A 24,675-nucleotide genomic window follows, 5' to 3' on the forward strand; every position below is an offset into this window, starting at 1 on the left:
CTGGCGTCTTCACAGGAGCGCTTATCCCTCCCGCGCGATCGTTCTCAGCGCTGTAACGAAGTGGTCGAGATCCGACGTCATCGTGTAGATCTGAGGCGAAACCCGCACGCCCTCCAGATTCATGTTGCGGCGATACCGAACGCGTATCTTGAAGTCTTCGAGCAGTCTTTTCTCGATATGCTCCGGCCTGACGCCTTCGATGGAAAACAGCGCGAGACCGCCCGTATCCGGATGGTCGAGCGGCGTATGCAAGTTGAATCCATTGATGTCGGAAGCCTGCGAGACCCAATATCGGGTCAGCTTTGCCAGACGGGCATGAATTCGACTTACGCCGAGCGTGTTATGAAAATTGATCGCCGATTCGACGGCGCGTTGCGCGGGAGAGGAATAGGTTCCGAGATTGAAATGTTCGAATTTCTCGATCGCCAACGGCTCGGGATCGAACGGCGCCAGAAGCGGCCAAGTCTCATCGATGCGCGCGGCTCGCACGATCAGCATGCCATTGCCGTAGGGCGCGCACAGCCATTTGTGAAGGCTCGCGCCAAGATAGTCGCAATTCATCTGGCGAAAGCTCAGTGGGATGTGTGCGAAGCTCTGGGCTGCATCGACGATCGACAGAATTCCGTTTTGTCTTGCGATCTCGCATAGTCTCGCGACTGGAAGCACGCGACCATTCCAATGGATCATGTGCGTAAGCAGGATCGCTTTGGTCCTTGGGCCAAATTCCCGGACATAGGCTTCGACGATGTCCTCATCGCTGTCGAGCAGATCGAACTTCGCGGTCCGGACCTTGACGCCCTCCCTTCTTGCGCGTTGCTCCCATGCCTTTCGCATGCTCGGAAAATCCCAATCCGATATCACGACCTCCGCTTCCTTGGGCAGCGGAATGCCGAATATGGCCGGGCAGAGACTTTCGGTGGCGTTGCGGTTGAGAGCAATTTCCGACGGTTCGCAATCGGCGATCCCAGCGAGCTTCCGCTTGATGTCAATCAGCGAACTGTCGATTGTCCGCCACATGTTGACGTCAGGATTCTTGTTCGCGAAGCGATAGGCATCGATCATCGCCGCTTCGGTCGCGAGGGTCGGCGGACTTACGGCCGCATTGTTCAGATTGATCAAAGGCTCCTGCCGGACGAACGCGGCCCCGATTTTTTCCCATTCGTCCTCCGCTTCGGATGCCGTCGTGGAACTATTTGAAATCAGCAAGGCGCTTACTCCCGCCAGCGTGATCGACTTGATAACATCGCGACGATGTAGCTCTAACGCGATCATGACGCTCTCGGCCTCGACTTCTCATGAAGCAATGCGACTCGAACAGCCTTTCCTCCGACCCGCGCCAGACAATTGATTATCGCCGCGCACACGACTCGCAAAAACGCCCATGATGACTTCGAACACGAACATTCCTTTTGTGCGCGACCAAACGCCGCCATGATGATCCAACGAAGTCTCATGTCGATGAGGTCTTGCGTTCGAGCGATGGCGCGCTGATGGAACGGGCAAATTTCTTCTTCAACCTTCGCCAGCCGATCACCGCGCCGGTCACGCTGATCCCGAAGCCGCCGAGATTGAGCGCGATCATGAACATGTCCCATAGCGGGCGAGCGTCGAGCAGGGCGGGCCAGTCCCAGCTGTGGAGAAAGGAAAACAACCAGCGACTCATGCGGCGCTGGACATCAATCCTGCCCAGCGCCGTGCCCGTATGAGGATCGATATGAACCCAAGTGCCGTTGGCGTCGTCGAACTCAAGCCGCATCACCGGCAGCCGCTTGTCGACGTTTCCGTACAATGTGTGCGGCTCGCGCGGAAAATAGTACGTGTCGAAAGCGGTCAGGATTGTGTTGCGCACGACATTGGCCTTGACGAGGCGCGATGCAGGACCCGTCAGCAGATCGAAAGACAGTCTTTCCTGTGGCTCCGCGCCCGGCTCCGCCGCGAGAATGCGCGTTGCGCCATCGCCGCGAAACGCGACGTAATAGCCTTTGCCATCGACGACGCGGCATTCGATTTCAGCGGGATCGAATTCGTCCTTCTTGAAGAGCGTCAGCGCCTGCGAGACATTCAGCCTGAAGTGCGAGGGTTCGATGTCGCCGCCGGTGAACGCTTTCACGTCAAATGTCGTCTCGGACGGATCGAACAGTTTCCAAGGATTCATCGACATCATCCCGCTGAAAACGAACGTGACCGCGGTGACGCCAAAGCAGAGGCCGACAATGTGGTGCCACCACATGTATCCCTCGCGATAGGGAGAATGTGAGCCGGTCTTGTAGGGCGCGCCAAAACGCCAGCGCATCAGGCCGACGGTAAAACCGGTGAGCGCGAGAATCGTCCCGACAAGTGAGCCGTAAACGACAATGTCGTGCCAGTAGGCATCTATGGCGCCGCCGCGAAACGGATAGAGCCAATGGATCCAGGCGCCCACCCAGTTCCAGATGCGCTCGGTACGCGGCACGTCGAGCGCGACTTCGCCTGTGGCGCTCGAAACATAGATCAGCGTCTGGGCGTGATCGGAAAGGTAGACCTTGTGCAGCGGCCGATGCGCGGTGAGCGCTTTCGAATGTGACCAGGCATCTTCCTGAATCTCGCCCGCATATTCGGCGTCCACCCCGCCGCCGAACGAGCGCGAGGCCTGGACGGCCGCCTCCGGCAGGACATTCTGGACTCGCAGGCCCGTATCGCCCCGCACGGCGATGGCTTGCGTCTTGCCATAGGTCAAAACATAGGTCGGCGTTCCGGCAATCGAAGTCAGCCGAACGCTGTCTGGAGGTCTGCTCTCGCCCGTCGCGGCGAGAGCGGTCGCGAGATCGACGCAGCACCGGGCGGGGTCGATCGACCCGGCGCCCGCCCGGCGCTCGTCGGCGGTCAGCTTGGGATAGCCGACATACATCATGACGATTCCCGAAAGGAACCACATCGCCATGAAGAGACAAAGCGTTATCCCCAGCCAGCGATGAACGAGGTAGAGATAGCGCTTCATCTCACGGTCCTCGCATTAGAACTTGGTATACATGGACATCTCAAAAGTGCGAGGCGCACCGATCAGGGCGACGTCGTTGAACGTCTGGCCCCATTCGAACCATTGCGCGTTGGTGATGTTCTTCAGCCGTGCTGTCAGCGTCGTTTCACGACCAAACGGCAAGAACTTTGGCGACCAGGCGATCGCCGTGTCGAACAGTGTATAAGCAGGCAAACGGACAGTGTTCGCCGTATTCGCAAATCGGTCGCCAACAAAGCGGGTGTTGAACTGCCATTGCCATTCCGGCATGAATTGCCATGTGAGAAAGGCGTTGGCGGTCCAGCGGGGGATGTTGATGGGTCGATTGCCCGCCCGAGATACAATGGCCGCATTCGCCGCAGGCAGACGCGGAAGAATTGGCCGGAAAAAGTCGCGCGTCGCCTCATCGAACTGGACGAATTTTGCGTTTGTCCAGGCGACGTTGCCTTGCAGGCTTACCTCTGGCGTCAACTGAAGGCCGGCGTTGAACTCGATGCCGTTGGACGCCACCTTTCCGACTGGCGCGACTTGATTCGGATTGGGGCCGGTGCGGATGGCCAGATTGTTGCGTTCGATGAAGTAGCCGGCGATCGTCGCGGATCCGCGCCCGTCCAAGAAGTCGAACTTGGCGCCGCCCTCCACCTGCCACCCCGTCGAGAGTCCGAATTGGCGCAACTGGGCCGGAGTTCCGGTCAGAATATACCCGGCGGGCGGATTGGCCGCCGTGCTGTAGGTGGCGTAGACATTGACGTCCTTCGCCACATCGTAGCTGAGCGCGGCGCGCCAGGTGATGGGGTTGTATTCGCGCCGGAAGAAGGCTGGATCGCCGATCAAATCGAGAGGGGGAGCCGGCGGCGTCGGCGTCCGGAAGTTGGTTCGAGAATATTCGATGTCCTCCCAGCGGAGGCCCGTAGTGAGGTGCAACTGCGGCAGGATCGATATCCGGTTTTCGGCAAAGAGAGCGATTGTCCGGAGCTGTCCACGCGCGCCTCCGACCCAGCCGGTCGAGCCAAAAATCTCGTTGTACGGAATTCCACCGGTGAAACCGTAAGGAAGCACGGTGCTTGAGAAGAAGGGGTTGGGAAGACTGGGATTACGCGTCTGGTCATTCCACGAGGCGTCTACGCCCGCCGATGTCCGGGTCGGAAATCCGAATATGTCGGCATGATAGAATGCCTCCGTCCGATTGCCGATCAGGCTGTGGAGATGACGGACGGCGAATTCTTCGGAACGGTTGATCAACGAGTTGGGAAGGAAGGCGCCCCCCGCAAAGGCTTGGTTCCTTGCGTTGTAGCTCCCCGCCTCGATATTTTCCCACTGGCGATCCGCGCGATAAAAATAGAGTGTGTTCTTGAACTGGAGCGCTTCGCTAAAGGCGTATTCCGTGATGTTTCGCGCCAGCACAACTTGCTGGTCGAAGACGGGATTGAGGGCATTCAGATTCTTGTAACGGGTCCCCGGCAAAATCTGCGCGTCGAAAACCGGCAGACCGTTCGTGCGGAGCTCATAGACATTGCCGAGAAAGACCGGGTTGAGCAGCGGCGTGCCCCAATAGGCATCGCGTTGTTCTGTGTGAAACTCGGCCGCGATCGTGTTGGACACCTGCGAATTGATGTCGCTGAGCCAGGACAGCGAGAAATCGCCGGCGTTGTGCGGCGTGCGCTCGACATAGCCATCCGAGCCGGAATAGCCCGCCGCAGCCTGAATCCAGTTTGGCGTATTGCCGATTTGCCCGTTGTAGCTAACCCCCGCGCGGCGGTTGAAGAACATGCCTCCAAGACCGAATGCCTCGATTCCCTTTTGCTCACGGTTGGCGATCTTGCTGACGTAATTGATCGTGCCGCCGACGGCGCCCTGGCCCCAAAGATAAGATGATGGGCCGCCGAGCACCTCGATGCGGTCAAGCGTCCAGGTGTCGACCGGACGGCCCGCAACGCCGCCATAGGCCACGTCTATCCCATTAAAAAGCTGTGTAATTTCAGTATTGCAAAAGCCCCGCATACAGACCGTGCCCGCCGAACCCGGCTGCTGCGAAACGATAATGCCCGGCGCGCGCGACAGCGCCTCCTGCGTGGTGTTCGCGCCGCGTGCGCGCATCGTTGCATTGTCTAGTATGACAATCGAGGATGGCGTCTGGCGCGGCGTGAGGCCAAGACGGCTCGATGTTGTCGTGCGGGTGTCAAGTTGCAACTTGCTATTCGGGGGGTTGAAGCCAGTGTATGACGGGGAAGCCGAGGCCGGGCCGTCCTGAGCGATCAGAGGCGTGCTGGGTGACGTTACCGGCGTCGACGAAGGCGCCGTTGCACTCGAGGGCCGACCGGATGGAACCGGACGGACAGTGCGTTGGCGAGCGCCGCCAACGTCGATTATCGGCAAAGACTGCTGAGCGTTGACCGACTCGGCGAGGATCAGACATAGAACGGCAACCGAAGCGCCGCACGAAAGGTGCGATCGGGACATGTGAATTCCTGTGGAGATGTTGGAAGCCTGCGCGGCGCAGGACAAAAAGGCGAACGCTCAGTCGCTTTAGGCGATCGCGGGCGGCGCCTGTGCGGACCAGGAAGTCTTCCATCCGATCGGAAATGGAGCGAGGATCTCCGGACGTCGTTTCCATGCCGGCAACGCTCGATCCGACGGGACGACAATCGCATCGCCGAGGCTTTCCGCAGGCTGTATGGCCGGGTCGAAACCACGGGCGTCGCATAGCAGGCAACAGGTGGCTCCGTGGCCCTTGCCGCTATCGGAGCGACCGCCGCCTAGGACATGCGAATTGCAGTCAGCGGTCGACGGGACCGTCGATGCCTCAACTCCCGGCTGTGTTGGGGACGCAGGGCACGCATCAAATGCGGTTAGCTGCGAACAGAGCATGACTGCGAGGAAAATGCCGACGAGCCGGGAAATCGCCTGACGCGCTCCCCAAGCCTTGGCTCTCCTCTGTCCAAACATTATCGGACGCCCTCTGTCGCAAATCCATCCGGCCATTCTGGCCATAGACAAGCTTAAGGCGCAAAGATCATGTGAACCTCATATCGTAGCCTTGGGGAAAAAATTGTTCCTCTTGTTGCATCGGCGCCACAGGCGTCAGCCTCATCAATTTCCGGCGCGGCTTGCAAGAATTACGTTCTTGGCATTGTAATGGTCTGCAGACAGAGAATTGGGAGCGGCGCCCATGAGAATTCTCTTGATTGAAGATCAATCGAGATTGGCGAATGAGATCGCCCTTAAGTTAGGGCAAAGCGGATACGATGTGGATCAGGCAGCGACGATCGCTGAGGCGATTTCAGTTTTCGATACACGGTCACACGCGCTTGCCATGCTTGACCGTCGTCTTCCGGACGGTGACGGCATGTCGCTCATTCCGCGTTTTCGCAAACAGCGAACGAATATTCGTATCATGATACTCACTGCCCTCGACGCCGTCGACGACAGGATCGAAGGGCTCGACGCTGGGGCCGATGACTATTTGACGAAGCCGATTGATCTTGACGAGATGATGGCGCGCATACGCGCGCATCTGCGCAGTCAGGGTAGTGATCAGGCGCATAGCGTGTCTCTTGGCAAGCTCACTTTCGATCTGCGATCCCGCAGAGTGACCGTGGCGAGCGCGCCGGCAGTCTTTTTGCGCCGGGAGCTCGCCTTGCTGGAAGCGCTTGTCACTAATCTGAATTGCGTTGTACCGCGCGAAACATTGAACGTCCGCATCTACGGTGAAGGGGACGATGTACAGGAGCACGCGCTGACGGCGCTAGTGTCGCGATTGAGACTGCGCCTGGATGAACTGGGCGCTGATGTGGAAATTCATGCCGCACGGGGCCTCGGCTACATGATATGCCGGGCCAAGGGGACGACAAGCGCGTGAAGGCGCGCTCCTCACTTGCACTGCGGACCGTCGTATTTCTCACGATCGCGCAAGTTTTCGCCTTTTGTATCGCCTGGCTCGTGACTGTGTTTCTCGGCTTCGCCGGTGTCGAGATGTTCGCCGGATCGTGGGATGAGCTCGCGGTTCCTCGCACGGAGGCGCTGATTATAGATTCATTGAAGCTAGATAAGGGCACGGGCTTTCGCATTGAACCGACAGAGGCGCTTCAAACCGAAATGGCGCGCGCGCCCCTGCTGAAATTCGCCGCTTTCGATTTTCACACCCGAGCGCCTGTGGAGGGCTCTTATCCCGAACTGGTTTCAGCCTTGAAGGAGATGGTGCTCGTGAGTTCGTCGCATTCGCACTTCGTCCTGCCGGGTGACCCGGGCCTGCCGCCGCTGGGGTTTATGCGGCCCCGACCGACGCCCCATGGCCGCTTTTACATTGCAATGTATCGACAGCGCTTCCGTTGGGACGACATTTTTTATGCAATGCGTCATGATTTTTACGACGTTGCCGCCTATCTCCTCATTGCTGGCTTCATATCAGCGGGGGTGGCTTGGTTCGCTGTTCGCCAAGGCCTTACGCCATTGCGCGACGCAACGCGTGAAGCGGCGTTGATCGACATGGACTCGCTCAATCAACGCCTCCCGGCCGATGTTGCACCTGCGGAAATCGCCCCGCTGGTTGACGCCGTCAACGAGGCTTTGCACCGCGTTAGCGCCGGCGTCGCGCGACAGCGCCGCTTTCTCGCCAATGCGGCGCACGAATTGCGCACGCCTTTGGCGATCATGCGCGCGCAACTGGACAATGCGGAAGAGTCGCCGCTGCGGAGCAATTTGCTGAGCGAAGCGAGCCAACTTCGCGCAACAGTCGAGCAAATGCTTATAGCGATGCGGCTGACCGAACGCCAAGCGCCGCTCGATCAGGTCGTCGATCTTGTCGGGGTCGCAAAGCAGGTAATCGCTGGCTATTTTCGTCTCGCGGTCGATCTCGATCGACGAATCGACTTCGAGCCGGCTGTCACCGAAGCGCGCGTCAAAGGGAACCAGCGCGCGATCGAATGCATCTTGAGCAACCTCATCGACAACGCCTTACGCGCCGAACCTCACGGTGGCGCGGTCGTCGTGCGAATCTACGCCGAAGGCGTGGTCGAAGTCGCGGACCACGGACAAGGGATACCCCCCAACACTCGCGACAAGATATTCGAACCATTCTGGCGGGGGAGCGAGGAGACGCCGGGGTCGGGCCTTGGTCTCGCCATCGCGAAAGAGCTGATGGACAAACACCACGGGGCGATTGAGGCGATTGGAACGCCGGGTGGAGGTGCAACCTTCCGGCTGTCGTTCGCGGCAGCTGGAGCACGATGCCCTGAGCTTCTATCGCCGTAACAACAACTTGGCCGCTACACATACTTGACTTTGAGAGCAGCTGACGCGAATGGCCGCCCCGGGTCATAGAACTCGCCGAAAATCTTGGCTTCCTTGATCCGGCGCTTTTCCCGCTGCTTCTCGATGGCGGGGGACCGCCCCTCTGCGATCGCCCGGCGCGCGTCTAGGCATAGTTCGCGAGCCCGGGCGAGCGAGATCCCGTCTCGGGCGTACTTGCAGAGATAGACGGTCTCCCGCCTGCCGTTCAGCCGATAGTCGAGCCTGAAGGAGATAGCGCCAGACGGTGCCACGCGCACATACATGCCGTCCCGGTCGGTCACCTTGAACATTTTCTCTCTAGGTCTCAGAGCCTTGAGCGCTGCATCGGTCAACATGCTGAGCCACCTCGCGAAAAGTACCGTCACGCGGTTTTCGGAGGCTCGTGGCGGTGAAAAAAATTACTATTCAGTGCGTTAGATCAAAAAAAGTACCGTCACGAGCCTCATTTGCCGTGACGGTACTTTCGATTTTCTGGTTGATCAATGGGAGCGAGGTCCGTCAGCGAGGCCGCCAGACGCGATTCATGCCCACCGATAGCCCCCGATAGGCATCGGCAGGATTATTTATTTTTTTCAGGTAGTTGCGTCGCACGGTGGCGTAGTTCCGGATACCCTCGGATGGGCAAAGATTATTCCCACTCGATCGTCCCCGGCGGCTTCGATGTCACGTCGTAGACGACGCGATTGACGCCCTTCACTTCATTGATGATGCGCGTCGCGGCGCGGCCAAGGAAGTTCATGTCGAAGGGATAGAAATCCGCAGTCATGCCGTCACTGCTCGTCACGGCGCGCAGGGCCAGCACGTAATCGTATGTGCGGCCGTCGCCCATCACGCCGACGCTGCGCACCGGCAGCAGCGCGGCGAAGGCTTGCCAGATTTCATCGTAAAGACCCGCCTTGCGGATCTCGTCGAGATACACGGCGTCGGCCTTGCGCAGAATGTCGAGCTTCTCGCGCGTGATGAGGCCGGGGCAGCGGATCGCGAGGCCCGGTCCCGGGAAGGGATGGCGCCCGACGAAGGCTTCCGGCAGTCCGAGTTCACGGCCCAGCGCGCGCACCTCGTCCTTGAAGAGTTCGCGCAGCGGCTCCACCAGCGCCATGTTCATGCGCTCCGGCAGGCCGCCAACATTGTGATGCGACTTGATGGTCACCGACGGTCCGCCGGTGAAGGAAACGCTCTCGATCACGTCCGGATAGAGCGTGCCTTGTGCGAGGAACTGCGGCGCGCCGCGCCCGTCCTGCGCAATCTTCATCGCCTCGGCCTCGAACGTCTCGATGAAGAGACGCCCGATGGTCTTGCGCTTCACCTCGGGATCTTCGACGCCTTCAAGCGCGCCGAGGAAAAGGTCCGCCGCTTCGACGTGATGCAGCGGAATATTGTAGTGGTCGCGAAAGAGACTGACGACTTCCTCCGCTTCGCCGAGGCGCAACAGGCCGTGATCGACGAAGACGCAGGTGAGTCGATCGCCGATCGCCTCGTGGATCAGCACCGCGGCGACGGCGCTGTCGACGCCGCCCGAAAGCCCGCAAAGCACGCGACCGTCGCCGACCTGATGACGGATCGCGGCGATCGCCTCCTGCCGGAAGGCCGCCATGGTCCAATCGGACTTGAGCCCCGCAACCTTGTGCACGAAGTTAGAGAGAAGCTTCGCGCCGTCGGGCGTGTGCACGACTTCGAGATGGAACTGCACGCCATAATAGCGGCGCTTCTCGTCTGCGATGGCGGCCATCGGCGCGTTCCCGGAAGCCGCGATGACGCGGAAGCCGTCCGGCAGCTTCGTGACGCGGTCGCCGTGGCTCATCCAGACCGTGTGGCTCGTTCCCTTTTCCCAGACTCCGTCGAATAGCGCGCTACTCTCCAGCGCGGTGATGTCGGCGCGGCCAAATTCGCGATGATGGCCAGCTTCTACCTTGCCGCCGAGCTGCGTCGCCATCGTCTGCTCACCGTAGCAGATGCCAAGCACCGGAACGCCGGATTCGAAAATTGACTGCGGCGCGCGGGGAGAGCCTTCGTCGGTGACGGAACACGGGCCGCCGGAGAGAATCACCGCCTTGGGGCGAATATCCGCGAAGGCGCGTTCGGCGTTCTGGAACGGCGCGATTTCGCAATAGACTCCGGCCTCGCGCACGCGGCGCGCGATGAGCTGCGTAACCTGCGAACCAAAATCGACGATCAGGACCTTGTCGTGGCGATCGGCGATGTCGTGGTGGAATGTTTCTGTGGCGGTGGTCATGCCCTGCCTTACGGGATTGGCCCGCTCCTTTGCAACAACGCAACATAAAACCCGTCCGTCCCGCTCGTCGCCGGCGACAAGCGCAGCCCGGGGCCGTGGGGTGAGGCGTAGCGGGCAAGCTCCGGAAGCCCGGCGTTATCGGCCATTTCCGCGCCGGAAAGCGCCATGAAGTCCGAATGGGAGCCGAGGAAGACGGCGATCTGCTCCTCATCCTCCTCGAGCAGGACAGAGCAGGTCACATAGGCGAGCCGGCCGCCCGGCTTGACGAAGCGCACCGCCTGCTCCAGCAGCGTGGCCTGCTCCTTCAGGCGAAGCTCCAGCGCGCCGGGCGCGAGGCGCCATTTGGCGTCGGGATGACGCCGCCAGGTGCCCGTGCCGGTGCAGGGCGCGTCGATCAGCACGAGGTCGCAGCGGCCTTCGAGGTCCGCGAGCACGTCGGCCTTGCCGCGCGGGGCGCGGACCTGGATGTTGCGGGCCCCGGCGCGCTCCAGCCGCTCGTGAATCGGCATGAGGCGCCGGCCATCCGAATCATAGGCGTAGAGTTGCCCGCGATTGTGCATCTGCCCGGCGAGCGCCAGCGCCTTGCCGCCGCCGCCGGCGCAAAGGTCGAGAACCTGCTCGCCCGGGCTGGCGGCGCAAAGGAGGGACGCCAGTTGCGAGGCTTCGTCCTGCGGCTCCACAAATCCCTTCACATAGGCCGTCTCGGCCGTGAGCGCAGGGCCGCGCCCCTGCCCGACCTCGATGCGAAGACCGATTGGCGAGAGCGGCGTCGGCGCAGGCGAAAGATGCGCGAGCTTCTCCAGCGCCTGATCGCGGGAGCCCTTGAGAATATTGACGCGCAGATCGACCGGCGCGCGGGCCGCGAGCGCGGCGCCCTCCTCCGCCGCGCGTGATCCGAAAGCGCTCGCAAATCGATCGGCGAGCCATTCAGGATAGTCGCCGCGCACATGGTCGGGCGCGTCGGCTAGCGTGGCGCTTTCCAGCCGCGCGCGCTCCTCGTCCGATAGCGGCGGCGGCGCATGGCGCTCGCCGGTGCAGAGCGCCGATATGGCGGCGGCGTCCATCCCCCTCGCCTCGCGCAGCGCCCCGAGCATCTGCGCGCGCGGCGTGTCGGCGCCCATCACATGGCTGGCCGAGGATGCCTTGCGCAGCGCGTCGAAGACGAGGCTCGCGATGGCGGCGCGATCCTTCGAGCCCGCAAAACGATGCGAGACGCCCCACTCCTTCAGCGCGTCAACGACAGGCCGGCGGCGTCGGGCAAGAGCGTCGAGAATTTCGATCGCGGCGGAGACATGGGCTGCGGGAGTCATTGTAACTCGATAAGGCCGGAAAGGCCGGCCTGCAACCTTGTCGCCGGGAGGCGCCCATAAAGGAGACAGGGGTCGCGAGACGTCTCGATGAACTTGCGAGTCCGGAGATATCCTTGGCGGCGAATGCCGATTCGAAGCGGGTTGTGTGTACGCGAGTTACTGGCTAAGTCTAAGTGGTGCGACGAAACTGTTCGATGGATGAACTCTTCGAAACAGGATCCGCCCTCGAGAAATGACGGCGCAGCGCCGTCGGCGGCTTTGATCGCCTTGCGTCGTTCACTTCGAGTTCACCAGACGTCGCGGAATGTATCCTGTGCGCGATAGTCGAGCGCAAAGGAGCAATTTGGGCATGTCGAAACATTTGCGTTGGGCAATTTTGCTTGCGGCCGGCGCGCTCGCCGGTTGCGGGCCCACGGGCGGCTACGACGGTTACGGCGGCGGTTACTATGGCGGCTATGGCGGTGGTTACGGCGGCTATGGCTATGGCGGTTACGGCCGGGGCTACGGCTATCGTGATTATGGTCCGGGCTACGGCTATCGCCGGGGCTACGGCTACGGACGCCACGGCTACGACGGCGGGCGCCCGAATTACGGCCCGCATGGCGGGCCGGTCGCGCCGCCGATCGGCCACATTGCCGGTCCCGGCATGCCGCCGCTCGGCAGCCGCGGAAACGAGATAGCGCCCCCGTCAGGGCGCCCTGGCTACGGCGGGCCGCCGCCGTTGACGCATAATCCGGGCTATCACAGCGCGCCGCCGAGCTTCTCGCATGGCGGGAATCCGGGCAGCAATCTCGGGGCGCCGGGCATGCCGCCCAGCGGCCAGACGCCGATGTGATGAAAGAAGGGGCCACGATCCATGCCTGGATGCGGCCCCGTTCTCCGTCAGCAGATCATTTCGGCAAACGCCGATCGCGCCCGCGCGTCAATCGCCGCCCGAAACGCGCCGGCGCGCGCCGATACAGCGAACCGTGCCGGTCGCGGAACGGTAGACGAGCGTTTCGGTGCGAATGAAGCCCTTGCCGAAGACGACGCCGTCGACGAGCGGACCGTCGGTGACGCCCGTCACGCAGACCACGACATCGCCGGACACCATCTCCCGGACGCCATATTTTTTCCGCGGGTCGGTGATGCCGTGACGCGCCGCGCGGGCCATCTGTTCGCCCGTCTCCAGCACGAGCCGCCCCTGCATCTGGCCGCCGGCGCAGCGAAGGACCGCCGCCGCCAGAACGCCCTCCGAGGCGCCGCCGCGGCCGAGATACATGTCCACGCCCGTCTCTGCGGGATCGGTGGTGAAGATGATGCCGGCCACGTCGCCGTCCGAGATTAGCCGCACACAGGCTCCGGCCTTGCGGCATTTGGAGATGAGCTGCGCATGGCGCGGACGGTCGAGGATGCAGACTGTGATCTCGCCCGGCACCACGCCCTTGGCCGCGGCGAGGGCATGAATATTTTCCGCGGGCTCGCGATCGAGATCGACGACGCCCTCGGGATAGCCGGAGCCGATGGCGATCTTGTCCATGTAAGCGTCGGGCGCATGAAGCAGCGCCCCGGCGGCCGCCGCGGCGGCGATGGAGACGCAACCGGACATGTCCTTGGCGCAAAGCGTCGCGCCTTCGATCGGAGCGACGGCGAGATCGTAATTCGGTCCTGCAGCGGCGCCGATCTCCTCGCCGACATAGAGAAGCGGCTCCGCCTCCCTCTCCCCTTCGCCTATGGCGACGCGCCCCCGCACGGGAAGACGGGCGAGTTCCTCGTGCATCGCCTCGACCGCTGCGCGGTCCGCCGCCATCTCGTCGCCGCGCCCACGCAGGCGCGCGGCCGCCACGGCGGCGCGCTCGGTCGCGCGCGCAAGCTCGATGGTGAGAAAGCGGTCGATCGACTTCTGGTCGAAGGCGGGCTGTTGCGCCATGGCTCGGTCGCCTCCGGAACTATTCGCGCTCGATGCGGATGACCTGCGCGCGCGACACGATCGTGCCATCCTGGAAAATATGGTCCAGCGCCTCGCGCACCAGATGCTCGCTCGTCGCATGGGTGATGAGAATGACGTCGACGCACGCCCCGGGCGCGCCGCGGCTGCCGCGCTGCATGATGCTGTCGAGCGAGATGCCGCGCTCCGCCATGCGCGTCGCGATCTTGGCGAAGGCGCCCGCCACATCGCGCACCGACATGCGGATGTAATAGCCGCCCTCGTGCCGACGCATCGGCGTGCGCTTCAATTCGGTGAGCTGCGCCGACGGCAGGCCGAAAGGCGCCGAGCGCACGCCCCTCGCGATGTCCGCGATATCCGCGACGACCGCGGAGGCGGTGGCGTCGCCGCCGGCGCCAGGGCCGACGAGCGTAAGTTCATGCACCGCGTCGGCGTCGATGGTGACGGCGTTGAGCACGCCCATCACCTGCGCGATTGCGGAATTCTTGCTCACCATGGTTGGGTGCACGCGCTGCTCGACGCCGTCCGCCGTGCGCTGCGCGACGCCGAGCAGCTTGATACGGAAGCCCAGTTCGTCGGCGGCTTCGATGTCCGCGAGCGAAACGCTCTCGATCCCCTCGATGTCGATCGCCTGTGCGGCGATGCGGGCGCCGAAGGCGAGCGAGGTGAGGATCGACAGCTTGTGCGCGGTGTCGAAACCGCCGATGTCGAAGGTCGGATCAGCCTCCGCATAGCCGAGCTTTTGCGCCTCGGCGAGACATTCCTCGAAGGAAAGCTGTTCGCGCTCCATTCGTGAGAGGATATAATTACAGGTGCCGTTGAGAATGCCGTAGACTCGCTCGATCGAATTGCCGGCGAGCCCCTCGCGCAGCGTCTTGACGATCGGAATGCCGCCGGCGACCGACGCCTCGAAGGCGAGCGCGACATGCTTCTCCTCCGCAAGCTGGCTGAGATGCAGCCCATGAGCGGCGAGCAGCGCCTTGTTGGCCGTGACGACGGATTTGCCATGGGCGAGAGCGGTCTCGACGCTGGCGCGGGCGGCGCCCTCGGAGCCGCCGATCAGCTCGACGAAGAGATCGATATTCCCGGAGGCGGCGAGCTTCACCGGATCATGGAAGAATTCCGCGCCGGAAAGGTCCGCGTCGCGCTCCTTCTCCGGATTGCGGGCCGAAACGCCCGTAACCACGATGCGGCGGCCCGTGCGCGCAGTGAGCGCGTCCGCCTGCCGATGGAGAAGCCGCGCCACCGCCGCGCCGACGGTGCCGAGCCCCGCGATGCCGACGCGCAAAATCTCCGACATTTCGACTCTTTCCGGGAAAAAACCTGAATCGGCCGCAGCGGCCGGGGACGAGATGGCCTTGTGCCCGATTTCGCGAGGGGGATCAAGGAAGCTCGCCGCGAACGCATGGCGAGGCTTGTCCCGGCCAGGCTCGCGCCCCACCCTTAGGACGTGGCCCGAAAACCGGGCATGGAGATCATTTGGAGGAGGATGTCGGCATGAAGCACTGGAGCGCGACGGCTGTCATCGGATTTTTCGTCGCTTTCTCGCCGATCTGCGCGCAGGCGGGCGTCGGCGTGCATGTGGAAGCCGCCATGGAGCACGCTCGGGAGGCGATCGAAGACGGCGCGAAGGGCGACGCCGAGGAAATCCTCGTCCATGTCTCGAGCGCGCTTGGCCACGCCCGCGAGGCTCTGCACGAGAAGGCGGTCGAAATGGACCGCGCCGCGAACAAGCTGCTGCACAACGCGATCCGCCACCTGCGAAAGGCGGAGATGCGCGCGCGCTTCGGGGACGTCGCCAGCGCAACGAAACATTCGGTCGACGCGCTGACAGAATTGAAAAAGATCAGGTAAGGCGTCAGTCGCCGCAATTCAGCTCGATATTGCCGATGCGCTCCTGAGCGCCGAGGCGCGCCTTGAGGGTGACCTTGCCTATACAGGCGGCGTCTCGAAGGTACAGCGCCTTCACCGCCTTGCCATCCTTGAAGAACAGGGACTTGAACTTGCGGCTGGCGATGGTGCGCCCCTTCTCGTTGACGACGGAGATGATCAGCGGTCCCTTCACATTGGCCTCGGCCGGCGTGCTGGTCAGGGACACGGTAACGATGAGGTCATTCGCCGGCTGTTTGGCGTCGCCCTCGCCGATCATGGTGTTCCAGCCGTTAAAGGGCGCCGGAGACGCTATATTGTCGGAGAGGATTCCCGTTCCCTCGTAAAACAGGCGCGCCTCCACTCCTGAAATGACTGCGGAAGCAGTCGAGTTGTTTTTCTCCCCGCCCCAGGCGAGCGGCAAGCTGGTGAAAAAGGCGATGGAGCAAGCAAAAATATGGCTGATTTTCATCGGCGTTCCTATGAGAGACATCTGTCTTCTATCAAGGAGAAAACGCCGGATACAGGCTAAACGATCCGTCATCGCGCAGAATTTGGCGAGAGGACGCCAGTGACCGATTTCAACGAGCTCGCGAAAGCTTTTGTCACCCTGCTCGTCGTGGTGGAGCCGCTCGGCCTCGCGCCGATCTTTCTCGCCGCGACGGCCGGACGCGGCGAGCGTTCGCGCGCGCGAATCGCAGCCCGCGCCTGTTTCTACGCCTTCGTGATTCTCGCCGGCGCGGCGCTCGGGGGCGAGCGGCTGCTTCACGCAATGGGCATCACCCTGCCCGCCTTCCATATCGCCGGCGGGCTCCTCTTGTTTTCCATCGCGTCTGAAATGGTGCTCGGCGTGCGCATCCGTCGGGAGGCGGACGCCGCTGCGCAGGCGGTCGAGGAAAACGGCCGTCACATTGCCGCCTTCCCGCTCGCGATCCCCCTGATGGCGGGACCGGGCGCCATCACGGCAACCTTGCTGATCGCGGGAAAGATGGCCGGAGACCCCACGCGGCTTGCCGGCCTGTTGGGCGCGATCGCTGTGGTGATCGCGATCTCTTTTCTGGTCTGCATTTTGGCCGGACGCGTCGAACGCGTCTTTGGGACCTCGGTCAATATCGTCATGGCCAAGCTGCTCGGCGTGATCCTCGCGTCGCTTGCCGTGCAGTTCGTCATGGATGGGGCGCGCAGCCTTCTTTAAGCCCGCGCCCCCTAAGCTCAATGCGCCACGTTCGACCAGATCTTGCGCTTGGTGAAATAGAGCAAGCCGGCGAACACGATCAGGAAGGACAGGACGCCGAGGCCGATGCGCTTGCGCGTCTCCAGATGCGGTTCCGCTACCCACATCAGGAAGGCTGCGACGTCCTTTGAGTATTGATCGATCGTCTGCGGCGCGCCGTCGTCATAGGTCACCGATCCATCGGCGAGCGGCGGCGGCATGCCGATGCGGCGACCCGGCACGTAAGGATCGTAGAACTGGCCGGCGGGCAGCTTCACATCCGGCGGCGGGTCCGAATAACCCTCCATCAGCGAGACGATGTAATCGACCCCGTGCTCCTGATAGGCGAGGCCCGGCAACGCGTCGAAGAGAAAGGTCGGGAAGCCCCGCGAATAACCGCGCGCCTTTGCGAGCACCGACATGTCCGGCGGATAGGCGCCCGACATCGCCGCGCGCGCCGCCTGTTCATTCGCGAAGGGCGGCGGGAAACGGTCGCTGGGACGGCCGGGACGGTCGAAATATTCGCCCGTGTCGTTCGGACCGTCCTTGATCTTGTAGCTCGCGGCAAGCTCCGCAACTTCCTTCTCGGAAAACTCCGGTCCGCCCGGCTGGCCGAGGTTGCGGAAGGCGAGCATCTTGATCGAGTGGCAGCTGGAGCAGACTTCCTTGTAGACCTTGAAGCCTCGGCGCAATTGCGCCTTGTCGTAGCGGCCGAAGACGCCCGCGAAGCTCCACTCTTGCCGATTAGGTTTTTCCTCATGCTTCGGGCTATCGCTCGCATGGGCGGGGGCGGCCAACGCGGCAAGCGCCAGAGCGACGCCCGAAATGAGAGAGAAAGTCAGTCGGCGCTTCATCGACGGATCCTGTTCGGCGTTCTTTCGCGCATCAAGCATGTCAGGCTCCCCGGCTCGCGACGGCGGCCTCGATCGACTCGGGCACCGGATCGGGCTTCTCCCGCTTGCCGAGCAACGGCAGAATCACCAGGAAGTGCAGGAAATAATAGGTCGCAAGGATACGCGCGGCCCAGAGATAGACGCCCTCAGCCGGCTGCGCGCCGAGATAGCCGAGCCCGATGCAGACGGCGACGAACACCCAGTACAGCTTGCGGAAGACGGGACGATAGGTCGCCGACTTGACCTTCGAAGTGTCGAGCCAGGGCAGCGCCGCCGTGATGAGAATCGACAGGAACAACGCAATGACGCCAAGCAGCTTGTTCGGTATCGCGCGCAGGATCGCGTAGAACGGCAGGAAATACCATTCCGGCACGATATGCGGCGGCGTCACCAGCGGATTGGCCTCGATGTAATTGTCGGGATGGCCAAGGTAATTCGGCACGAAGAAGGTCATCCAGGCATAGAGAACGAGGAAGGCCCCGATCGCGAAACCGTCCTTCATGGTGGCGTAGGGCGTGAAGGGAACGGTTTCCTTCTCGACGTCCTTCACCTCGACGCCCGCCGGATTGTTCTGCCCCGTCACATGCAGCGCCCAGACGTGCAGGGCCACGATCGCGACGATGATGAAGGGCAAGAGGTAATGCAGGGCGAAGAAGCGGTTCAGCGTCGGATTGTCGACCGAATAGCCGCCGAGCAGCCAGGTTGTGATCGAGGTTCCGACGACCGGGATGGCCGAGAAGAGATTGGTGATGACGGTCGCGGCCCAGAACGACATCTGGCCCCAGGGCAGCACATAGCCGAGGAAGCCCGTCGCCATCATGACCATGAAGATGACGACGCCCAAAATCCAGAGCACCTCGCGCGGCTCCTTGTATGAGCCGTAATACATGCCTCGGAAGATGTGGATGTAGACGGCGAGGAAGAACATCGAGGCGCCGTTGGCGTGCGCGTAACGCAGCACCCAGCCCCAGTTCACGTCGCGCATGATCTTCTCGACGGAGTCGAAGGCAAGCGTCGTTTCGGGCGTGTAGTGCATCGCCAGCACGACGCCCGTCACGATCTGAGCGACCAGCATGAAGGACAGGATCGCCCCGAAGGTCCACATGTAGTTGAGATTCTTCGGCGTCGGATAGGCGACGAAGGAATCATACATGAAGCTGATGATCGGCAGCCGGCGCTCCAGCCAACGGGCGAAGCCGCTCTTGGGCGTATATTGCGAATGTCCGCTCATGGAAATTTCTCGAATGCGTCGCGGGCGACAGGAGGCGGCGGGAGGGTTTTACGCCTCACCTAGCCGATCTTGATCTTGGTGTCCGACAGGAAGGTATATTTCGGCACCTCGAGATTGGTCGGCGCCGGACCGCTGCGAATGCGGCCCGAGACGTCGTAGGTCGAGCCGTGACAGGGGCAGAACCAGCCGTCGAACTCGCCCTCCTTGCCGGTCGGAATACAGCCGAGATGCGTGCAAACGCCGATGACGACGAGCCATTCCGGTTTCTGGACGCGCTGCGAATCAGCTTCCGGGTCAGGGAGAACGGAGAGCTCCACATTCTCGGCGGCCTTGATCTCCTCGGCCGTGCGGTGGCGAACGAAGACCGGCTTGCCGCGCCATTTCACGGTGACGATCTGACCTTCGGGAATGGCGGAAAGGTCGACCTCCGTTGAGGCCAGAGCCAGCGTGGACGCGTCCGGGTTCATTTGCGCGATCAGCGGCCAGACCGCCGCTCCGGCCGCGCCGACGGCCGCCGTCCCTGTGGCGATGTAGAGAATGTCGCGGCGGTTCGCCTCCGCCGACGGTTTTGCGCTTACGTCCCTGGTGCCCACGCTCTACCCTCTCCCAACTGCTCCGACTAAAGGCGCGCTCGGCGCAATCGTTTCACGTTTTGACCGCAAGCGCCAGATTCGCTTTGCGGTCCGCCGCTGCGGGCGCTAACTGTGGTCTGCGCCCGCGGGCGGGATTTGTGGCGGAATTTGCGCACTATGTCCACAAGTCCGCCACGGGATTTTTCGCCTTTCTCCGCGGCTTTCCGGGCTTTCGCGGCGATTTGCCGCAAATTCTCAAGATAGCGGCGGGAACCCGACGCAATGACCCCCCTGACCCTCGCCCTCTACCAGCCCGACATTCCCCAGAACGCCGGCGCGATGCTGCGGACATGCGCCTGCCTCGGCGCCGACGCCGCTATCATCGGGCCGGCCGGCTTTCCCGTCGCCGACCGCGATTTCCGCCGAGCGGGCATGGACTACCTCGATCAGGTGACCATTGCGCGTCACGTCTCCTTCGCGGCCTTCATGGACTGGCGAGCCCGCCTCGCCGAGGCTGGCGACCGCCGCCGCCTCGTCCTGCTTTCGACCCGCGCAAGCAAAAGCTACGCCGATTGCGCATATCAGCCCGGCGATGTGTTGCTGGTCGGCCGCGAATCGGCCGGCGTCCCCGACGATGTCTTCGCCGCCGCCGATATCGCCGTGCGAATCCCGATGCGGCCCGGCGCCCGGTCCCTCAATGTCGCCGTCTCGGCCGCCATCGTGCTCAGCGAGGCGCTGCGGCAACTGGGCGCTGACTGACTGTCGACAGGGATGTGTGCGACCGCACAGCGGCGCGATGCATAAAAGTCTTAATATTTCGTTGCTTCAATTTATTCACGCCGGGAGGCGAAAATGACTATGACCGAATTCAATGAAATGCTCGGCGTCGCCAAAAAGGTTGCGACCGTGCTCATCGGATTGTCGCTTCCGGCGACCCTTTACGCGAAGGGCGACCAGATCTTCTACGCCGTCGGGAACCTTGGGGCGCAGCTGAAATCGGCGGAGATCGCCGGCGTGAAGCTGGAGTTCAGCGAAGCCGCCATCCGCAAATATGTGCGTCCCGACCTCTTCAGCCATCTCGCCCCCGCCGAAAGACGGGCCATCGCAAACGACATGGCGGCCTTCGATGCGCGGGCGGTGGTCCGGCTGCTTAGCCTGAGCTTTCTGGACAAGCCTTGCGAGTATGAGCGCCCGACCCATGAAATGGCTCAGGAATACGCCGCCGACATTTTCTTGCGCGAACGCGAACTCGCGGTGATCGAATTCGACGAAGCCGAGCGCGACAGGATTGCCCAGAAGCTCAAAGCCAGCGGCGAAAAATCCGACATCGGTTATCCGCGGGCCTGCTACAAGGTCACGCTGACGAAGCGCGGGATGAACGTCCGGACTGCGATGATGCATGTCTTCGCCGCAAATCTGGCGACGAGTCTCGGCGAGAAGGATGCGCCTGCGGCAAAGCCGTATCAGGAAGCCAGCAATTGAGTTTACCCCGCCGTTCGATGGCTGGCGCGGTCCGTCGATAGACGCTCCGCGCTATTTTTTTGCTGATCGCGCGGGGGCCGGCGCGACTCCCGACGAATACGTTATTCGCCTTCCGCGCGTCCCGCGCTACCCTCTACTACTCGCGCATGTGCGACGCGCAGGGATTTTGGAGCGAATTCATATGGACAATGGATTTTTCCAGCGCTTCTTCGCGACGCTCGAGCGTTCGCTTTCCTGGCTCGAAAGCCTGTTGAAGGCCGTCTTCCTCGGCGTTCTGACCGCTGTCGTCCTGCTCAATTTCGACGTGATCACGTCGGGGTTTCGCGGGCTGGCGCAAAAGCTTCCGCTCCTTGTCGAGGTCAACGCGCTGGGCGTCGGGGCGAAATTCAGCCCCGCGGAAATCAACAGGAAGGTCAAATATTCGGAAATCACCACAAGCAATCTGCGGGCGTTTTACGGTCCGGAGCAGGCCGCCAACGCCTCGGAGGGCCTGAAGTCTCTCGATAAGAAGGGCCTCGTTCGGATAATGAATGTCGGCCTGCTGAAAAACATCTGCCAATTCGAAAAGCCAAACGCCGACATTCTCTCCGACAATGCGACGGACAAGGCGCTCGAGGAAAAGCGGCTGGTCAGGATCATCCAGAATCCCGCGCAGACCGAAACCGTTCGGTCGCAGATCAAGCGCAACGAGCTCGCAACGCACAAGCCCTCGGATATCGGCTATCCGGTCAGTTGCTACGACATCGAACTGACCAACCGCGGCTACGACGTACGCACCGCGGTCGTGCAGGCGATGGGGGCGCGCTTCGAACCGGACGTTGCCGAATGAGGCGCCCGCCCTCAAATTGACAAGCCGCGCCGGGAGTTGGAAAAAAGCCGCCCATATCGGCCCTGCAATCGAACGCCCGGGATGACGCCATCTTGACGGAAAGCCTGCTGGAACAGCGCAAAATCGCCGCTCGCGAGTGGTTCGAGTCGCTGCAACTTCGCATCATCGCCGCTTTCGAGACGCTCGAGGACGAAGCGCCGGGGCCGTTTTCTCCGGAGGCGACGGCGCCCGGCCGCTTCAGCCTCACGCCCTGGGAACGCACGGACCACAGCGGCGCACCCGGCGGCGGCGGCCGCATGGGCATGATTCATGGCCGCGTCTTCGAGAAAGCGGGCGTTCATTGCTCGACGGTCTTCGGAACGTTTCAGCCCGAATTCGCCAGGCAGATTCCCGGAGCCGCCGAGGACCCGCGCTTTTTCGCCACCGGCATTTCGCTCATCGCGCATCCGTGGAATCCGAATGTGCCTGCCGTGCACATGAACACGCGCTTCGTGGTGACGACGAAGGCCTGGTTCGGCGGCGGCGCCGATCTGACGCCGGTGCTCGACGCACGCCGCACACAGGACGATCCCGATACGATCGCCTTCCACGCGGCGATGCGCGGCGCCTGCGAGCGTCACCCGGTCGCGGACTACAAACGCTTCAAGGAATGGTGCGACGAATATTTCTTCCTCAAGCACCGAAACGAGCCGCGGGGAATCGGCGGCATTTTCTACGACTATTTCAACAGCGCCGGCGACCCTGCGAACAGCGCATGGGACAGTGATTTCGCCTTCACGCGCGACGTCGGCGAGAGCTTTCTGTCGATCTATCCGGAGCTCGTGAGGCGCAACTTCGCCACGCCGTGGAGCGAAGCCCAGCGGGACGAACAGCTCGTGCGTCGCGGGCGTTATGTCGAGTATAATCTGCTCTATGACCGCGGGACGATTTTCGGCCTCAAAACCGGGGGCAATGTGGACTCGATCCTTTCCTCCATGCCGCCGATGGTGAAATGGCCCTGATCACCCGACCCTGAACGTCCAGGCCCGGTTCAGAGCGAAGGTCATGAACATTGCGATGACGGTCGTCACGACCTGCGCGGGTAGATAAGGCGCGCCCCATCGCTCGACGAAGAGGCTCATCAGCGCGTAGGTGAGACAAAAGCCGGCGAAGGCGACGAGCGCGAAGCGCCATGTCGCCTCCCCGTGCGGACGGTCGCTCGCGAAAGTGTGTCGCCGGTTGAGCATGTAGGCGACGACCCCTCCGGCCACATAGCCGCACAGCGTCGCCGGGACCGCGCGCCAACCCGCGCCTTCGACCAGACCAACAAGAATCGCGTAATGGACGATCGTCGCGCCGACGCCGACCGAGGCGTAGGTCGCAAGCTGCCGCGTCGTGGACATTATTGGCGCGGCATCCGGGCGTAATGCGCCGCAATGTCCGCCATCTCCGCGTCGGACATCTGGCGACTCATGTAGCGCATCTCCTTATGCGGCCGCTTGCCGGATTTGAACGCCCGCAACTGGTTGAAGAGATAGACCTCGTGCTGGCCGGCGAGATGCGGGACGTCGGCGCTTTTCGCAATTCCGTCCACGCCATGGCAGGCCGCACATTGAACGAGGATCTCGGGAAGCTCCTCCGCGCGCGCGCCGGTCGCAGCAACCGCGACGAAAAGAAAAAAGGTGGTCCTCAGGAAAATCAACGCTACCTTGACCATAACAGCGTCCCAAACGAGCCTGATGAGCAATGCCATGCCGAACGTCTCGCAGCAAGTTCGCAAATCCGCCGTTGGCGGGACACGGATGATTTCGGCTGATTTATCAAAACACGACAAACGTTTCCGCCTCGGGGGCGTCAAAGTTGTCAGGGGTAATTCACGTAAAATTTTACATCGTTTTTCTTCAACCGGCTTCAAGAATAATAAATATTTCATGTTTACATAATTTCCGCGAACCTCAATCGACTGCGATACCGTGATGGTCCGACGCCCGAAGAACCCCCCTGCAGGAACGGTCGCCAAGCCGATCGCTAACTGGCTGGCGTCGCGGGTCGACGCGACGCTGGAGATCATCCGTCGGCTGGACAGCGTCGCGACCGCCGACGAGCTTGGCGACAGCCTGCTGGAGATAACATCTCCTCTGGGCGTCGAGGCAATTGTGGCCGGCGTCCTCCCCTCGAGCGCGAACCACCACATGGATCACGGCGACGAAAAGACGCCGGGACATTGGCCCGCACTGCTGACGCGTGAAGCGTTGGCGCAGAACAAACTGCAATCGGAACTGCTGATCGATCTCGAAAAGCAGACCACGCATATCTTCACCCGCGACGCCGCGACCGGCGAAGCCTCCCACCTGCGTTTCGTTTACGCGCGGGATAACGACGCAGAGGCTTGGCCGGACGGCGAACGCATCGTCTTTCCGATCGTCACCGTCGCCGACATGCAATGCGGTTTCGCCTTCCTTGGCGAAAATCTGTCGCGTGATGAGACCGCGATGGAAATTCTGTCCTTCATCGCCAACTACGCATTCGCGCGGATGGTGAAGGTGGACAGGATGTGCAAGAGCAAGCCGAAATTGACCGACCGCCAGAGCGAAGTGCTGAAATGGGCCGCGCTCGGCAAGACCGACTGGGAGATCGCGGCGATCCTGGATGTCTCCCAACATACGGTCGACAAATACATGCGCCAGTCCAAGGAGGCGCTCAACGCCGTCAATCGGACCGCCGCGATCGTTCTGGCGATGCGCTACGGCCTGATTTCCTGATATCCCTTCCCGCGTCTCGCCACGCTTGCATCGCCCGCGCGCGAATGACGACGAGATCGGACCACGCGCGGGGCGCACCGGTCATTACAAC

Annotated in this window: 23 protein-coding genes and 1 pseudogene; 10 read left to right on the forward strand and 14 right to left on the reverse strand. The window is 62.2% G+C overall.

What is annotated here, in order from left to right:
• Window positions 1-21 precede the first annotated feature (21 nt).
• The 3 genes from LG047_RS03260 to LG047_RS03270 form a co-directional block, all read right to left on the reverse strand.
• Complete coding sequence (locus LG047_RS03260; RefSeq protein WP_227965363.1) at window positions 22-1,272, reverse strand: aminotransferase class V-fold PLP-dependent enzyme; 1,251 nt, start codon at window positions 1,270-1,272, stop codon at window positions 22-24.
• A 178-nt stretch (window positions 1,273-1,450) separates the two neighbouring features.
• Window positions 1,451-2,977, reverse strand: coding sequence for a PepSY domain-containing protein (locus LG047_RS03265; RefSeq protein WP_227965364.1), 1,527 nt, complete (start codon window positions 2,975-2,977; stop codon window positions 1,451-1,453).
• A 15-nt stretch (window positions 2,978-2,992) separates the two neighbouring features.
• On the reverse strand, window positions 2,993-5,185 hold the full coding sequence (locus LG047_RS03270) for a TonB-dependent siderophore receptor (RefSeq protein WP_227965365.1): 2,193 nt from the start codon (window positions 5,183-5,185) through the stop codon (window positions 2,993-2,995).
• A 979-nt stretch (window positions 5,186-6,164) separates the two neighbouring features.
• Here LG047_RS03270 and LG047_RS03275 point away from each other — a divergent pair.
• Window positions 6,165-6,854 (forward strand): response regulator transcription factor, encoded by a 690-nt coding sequence (locus LG047_RS03275; RefSeq protein WP_227965366.1) that lies wholly within the window; start codon window positions 6,165-6,167, stop codon window positions 6,852-6,854.
• A complete protein-coding gene (locus LG047_RS03280; RefSeq protein ID WP_227965367.1) occupies window positions 6,851-8,245 on the forward strand; it encodes a HAMP domain-containing sensor histidine kinase in 1,395 nt (464 codons plus the stop codon). Before LG047_RS03275 ends, LG047_RS03280 begins: the two co-directional genes overlap by 4 nt.
• A 38-nt stretch (window positions 8,246-8,283) precedes the next feature.
• Here LG047_RS03280 and LG047_RS03285 read toward each other — a convergent pair.
• The 3 genes and pseudogenes from LG047_RS03285 to LG047_RS03295 form a co-directional block, all read right to left on the reverse strand.
• Window positions 8,284-8,619, reverse strand: a pseudogene (locus LG047_RS03285) (Arm DNA-binding domain-containing protein); the annotation flags it as partial.
• 293 nt (window positions 8,620-8,912) lie between these two features.
• Window positions 8,913-10,517: a glutamine-hydrolyzing GMP synthase gene (gene guaA / locus LG047_RS03290; RefSeq protein WP_227965369.1), complete on the reverse strand. Its 1,605-nt coding sequence runs from the start codon at window positions 10,515-10,517 to the stop codon at window positions 8,913-8,915.
• Window positions 10,518-10,525: 8 nt separating this feature from the next.
• Window positions 10,526-11,827, reverse strand: coding sequence for an RsmB/NOP family class I SAM-dependent RNA methyltransferase (locus tag LG047_RS03295; protein WP_227965371.1), 1,302 nt, complete (start codon window positions 11,825-11,827; stop codon window positions 10,526-10,528).
• Window positions 11,828-12,176: 349 nt separating this feature from the next.
• Here LG047_RS03295 and LG047_RS03300 point away from each other — a divergent pair, with 349 nt between their 5' ends.
• Entirely contained in the window at window positions 12,177-12,662 is a 486-nt protein-coding gene (locus LG047_RS03300; RefSeq protein ID WP_084678937.1) for a hypothetical protein, read from the forward strand.
• An 87-nt stretch (window positions 12,663-12,749) separates the two neighbouring features.
• Here LG047_RS03300 and LG047_RS03305 read toward each other — a convergent pair whose 3' ends face one another.
• Window positions 12,750-13,736 (reverse strand): fructose-bisphosphatase class II family protein, encoded by a 987-nt coding sequence (locus LG047_RS03305; RefSeq protein WP_227965372.1) that lies wholly within the window; start codon window positions 13,734-13,736, stop codon window positions 12,750-12,752.
• A 19-nt stretch (window positions 13,737-13,755) separates the two neighbouring features.
• On the reverse strand, window positions 13,756-15,054 hold the full coding sequence (locus LG047_RS03310; protein ID WP_036287380.1) for a homoserine dehydrogenase: 1,299 nt from the start codon (window positions 15,052-15,054) through the stop codon (window positions 13,756-13,758).
• Window positions 15,055-15,251: 197 nt separating this feature from the next.
• Here LG047_RS03310 and smbP point away from each other — a divergent pair, with 197 nt between their 5' ends.
• Window positions 15,252-15,608: a small metal-binding protein SmbP gene (gene smbP, locus LG047_RS03315; protein WP_227965374.1), complete on the forward strand. Its 357-nt coding sequence runs from the start codon at window positions 15,252-15,254 to the stop codon at window positions 15,606-15,608.
• A 4-nt stretch (window positions 15,609-15,612) separates the two neighbouring features.
• Here the strand turns inward: smbP and LG047_RS03320 are convergent, their stop codons facing one another.
• The gene (locus tag LG047_RS03320) at window positions 15,613-16,095 is read right to left on the reverse strand and encodes a hypothetical protein (RefSeq protein WP_227965376.1); all 483 of its coding nucleotides are present in this window, start codon (window positions 16,093-16,095) and stop codon (window positions 15,613-15,615) included.
• Between the two features lie 99 nt (window positions 16,096-16,194).
• On the opposite strand from LG047_RS03320, the gene LG047_RS03325 reads away from it, so the two are divergent.
• On the forward strand, window positions 16,195-16,818 hold the full coding sequence (locus LG047_RS03325) for a MarC family protein (protein ID WP_227965378.1): 624 nt from the start codon (window positions 16,195-16,197) through the stop codon (window positions 16,816-16,818).
• Window positions 16,819-16,835: 17 nt separating this feature from the next.
• Here LG047_RS03325 and LG047_RS03330 read toward each other — a convergent pair whose 3' ends face one another.
• The 3 genes from LG047_RS03330 to petA are packed head-to-tail and all read right to left on the reverse strand — an operon-like array spanning window position 16,836 to window position 19,553.
• Complete coding sequence (locus tag LG047_RS03330) at window positions 16,836-17,729, reverse strand: cytochrome c1 (RefSeq protein WP_227965380.1); 894 nt, start codon at window positions 17,727-17,729, stop codon at window positions 16,836-16,838.
• Window position 17,730: 1 nt separating this feature from the next.
• Window positions 17,731-18,960: a cytochrome b/b6 gene (locus LG047_RS03335; protein ID WP_227965382.1), complete on the reverse strand. Its 1,230-nt coding sequence runs from the start codon at window positions 18,958-18,960 to the stop codon at window positions 17,731-17,733.
• Window positions 18,961-19,019: 59 nt separating this feature from the next.
• Window positions 19,020-19,553: a ubiquinol-cytochrome c reductase iron-sulfur subunit gene (petA, locus tag LG047_RS03340; protein WP_036282265.1), complete on the reverse strand. Its 534-nt coding sequence runs from the start codon at window positions 19,551-19,553 to the stop codon at window positions 19,020-19,022.
• 261 nt (window positions 19,554-19,814) lie between these two features.
• Here petA and LG047_RS03345 point away from each other — a divergent pair, with 261 nt between their 5' ends.
• The 4 genes from LG047_RS03345 to hemF all read left to right on the forward strand — a co-directional run bounded on the left by LG047_RS03345 (window position 19,815) and on the right by hemF (window position 22,844).
• The gene (locus LG047_RS03345; RefSeq protein WP_227965384.1) at window positions 19,815-20,291 is read left to right on the forward strand and encodes a tRNA (cytidine(34)-2'-O)-methyltransferase; all 477 of its coding nucleotides are present in this window, start codon (window positions 19,815-19,817) and stop codon (window positions 20,289-20,291) included.
• Window positions 20,292-20,384: 93 nt separating this feature from the next.
• Window positions 20,385-21,014 carry a hypothetical protein gene (locus LG047_RS03350; RefSeq protein WP_227965391.1) on the forward strand — a complete coding sequence of 210 codons (630 nt, stop codon included), beginning with the start codon at window positions 20,385-20,387 and terminating at the stop codon, window positions 21,012-21,014.
• Between the two features lie 181 nt (window positions 21,015-21,195).
• Window positions 21,196-21,843, forward strand: coding sequence for a hypothetical protein (locus tag LG047_RS03355; RefSeq protein WP_227965398.1), 648 nt, complete (start codon window positions 21,196-21,198; stop codon window positions 21,841-21,843).
• Window positions 21,844-21,935: 92 nt separating this feature from the next.
• Window positions 21,936-22,844: an oxygen-dependent coproporphyrinogen oxidase gene (gene hemF / locus LG047_RS03360; RefSeq protein WP_036282273.1), complete on the forward strand. Its 909-nt coding sequence runs from the start codon at window positions 21,936-21,938 to the stop codon at window positions 22,842-22,844.
• Here hemF and LG047_RS03365 read toward each other — a convergent pair whose 3' ends face one another.
• The gene (locus LG047_RS03365) at window positions 22,845-23,225 is read right to left on the reverse strand and encodes a GtrA family protein (RefSeq protein ID WP_036282276.1); all 381 of its coding nucleotides are present in this window, start codon (window positions 23,223-23,225) and stop codon (window positions 22,845-22,847) included. It abuts the gene before it with no gap.
• On the reverse strand, window positions 23,225-23,755 hold the full coding sequence (locus LG047_RS03370; RefSeq protein WP_227965405.1) for a cytochrome c: 531 nt from the start codon (window positions 23,753-23,755) through the stop codon (window positions 23,225-23,227). Before LG047_RS03370 ends, LG047_RS03365 begins: the two co-directional genes overlap by 1 nt.
• Window positions 23,756-23,798: 43 nt before the next feature.
• Between LG047_RS03370 and LG047_RS03375 the strand changes: the two genes are divergently transcribed.
• Entirely contained in the window at window positions 23,799-24,584 is a 786-nt protein-coding gene (locus LG047_RS03375) for a LuxR C-terminal-related transcriptional regulator (protein ID WP_051134080.1), read from the forward strand.
• The last annotated feature ends 91 nt before the right edge of the window (window positions 24,585-24,675 follow it).

The organism is Methylocystis sp. WRRC1 (assembly GCF_020733155.1).
Classification (GTDB): Bacteria; Pseudomonadota; Alphaproteobacteria; order Rhizobiales; family Beijerinckiaceae; genus Methylocystis.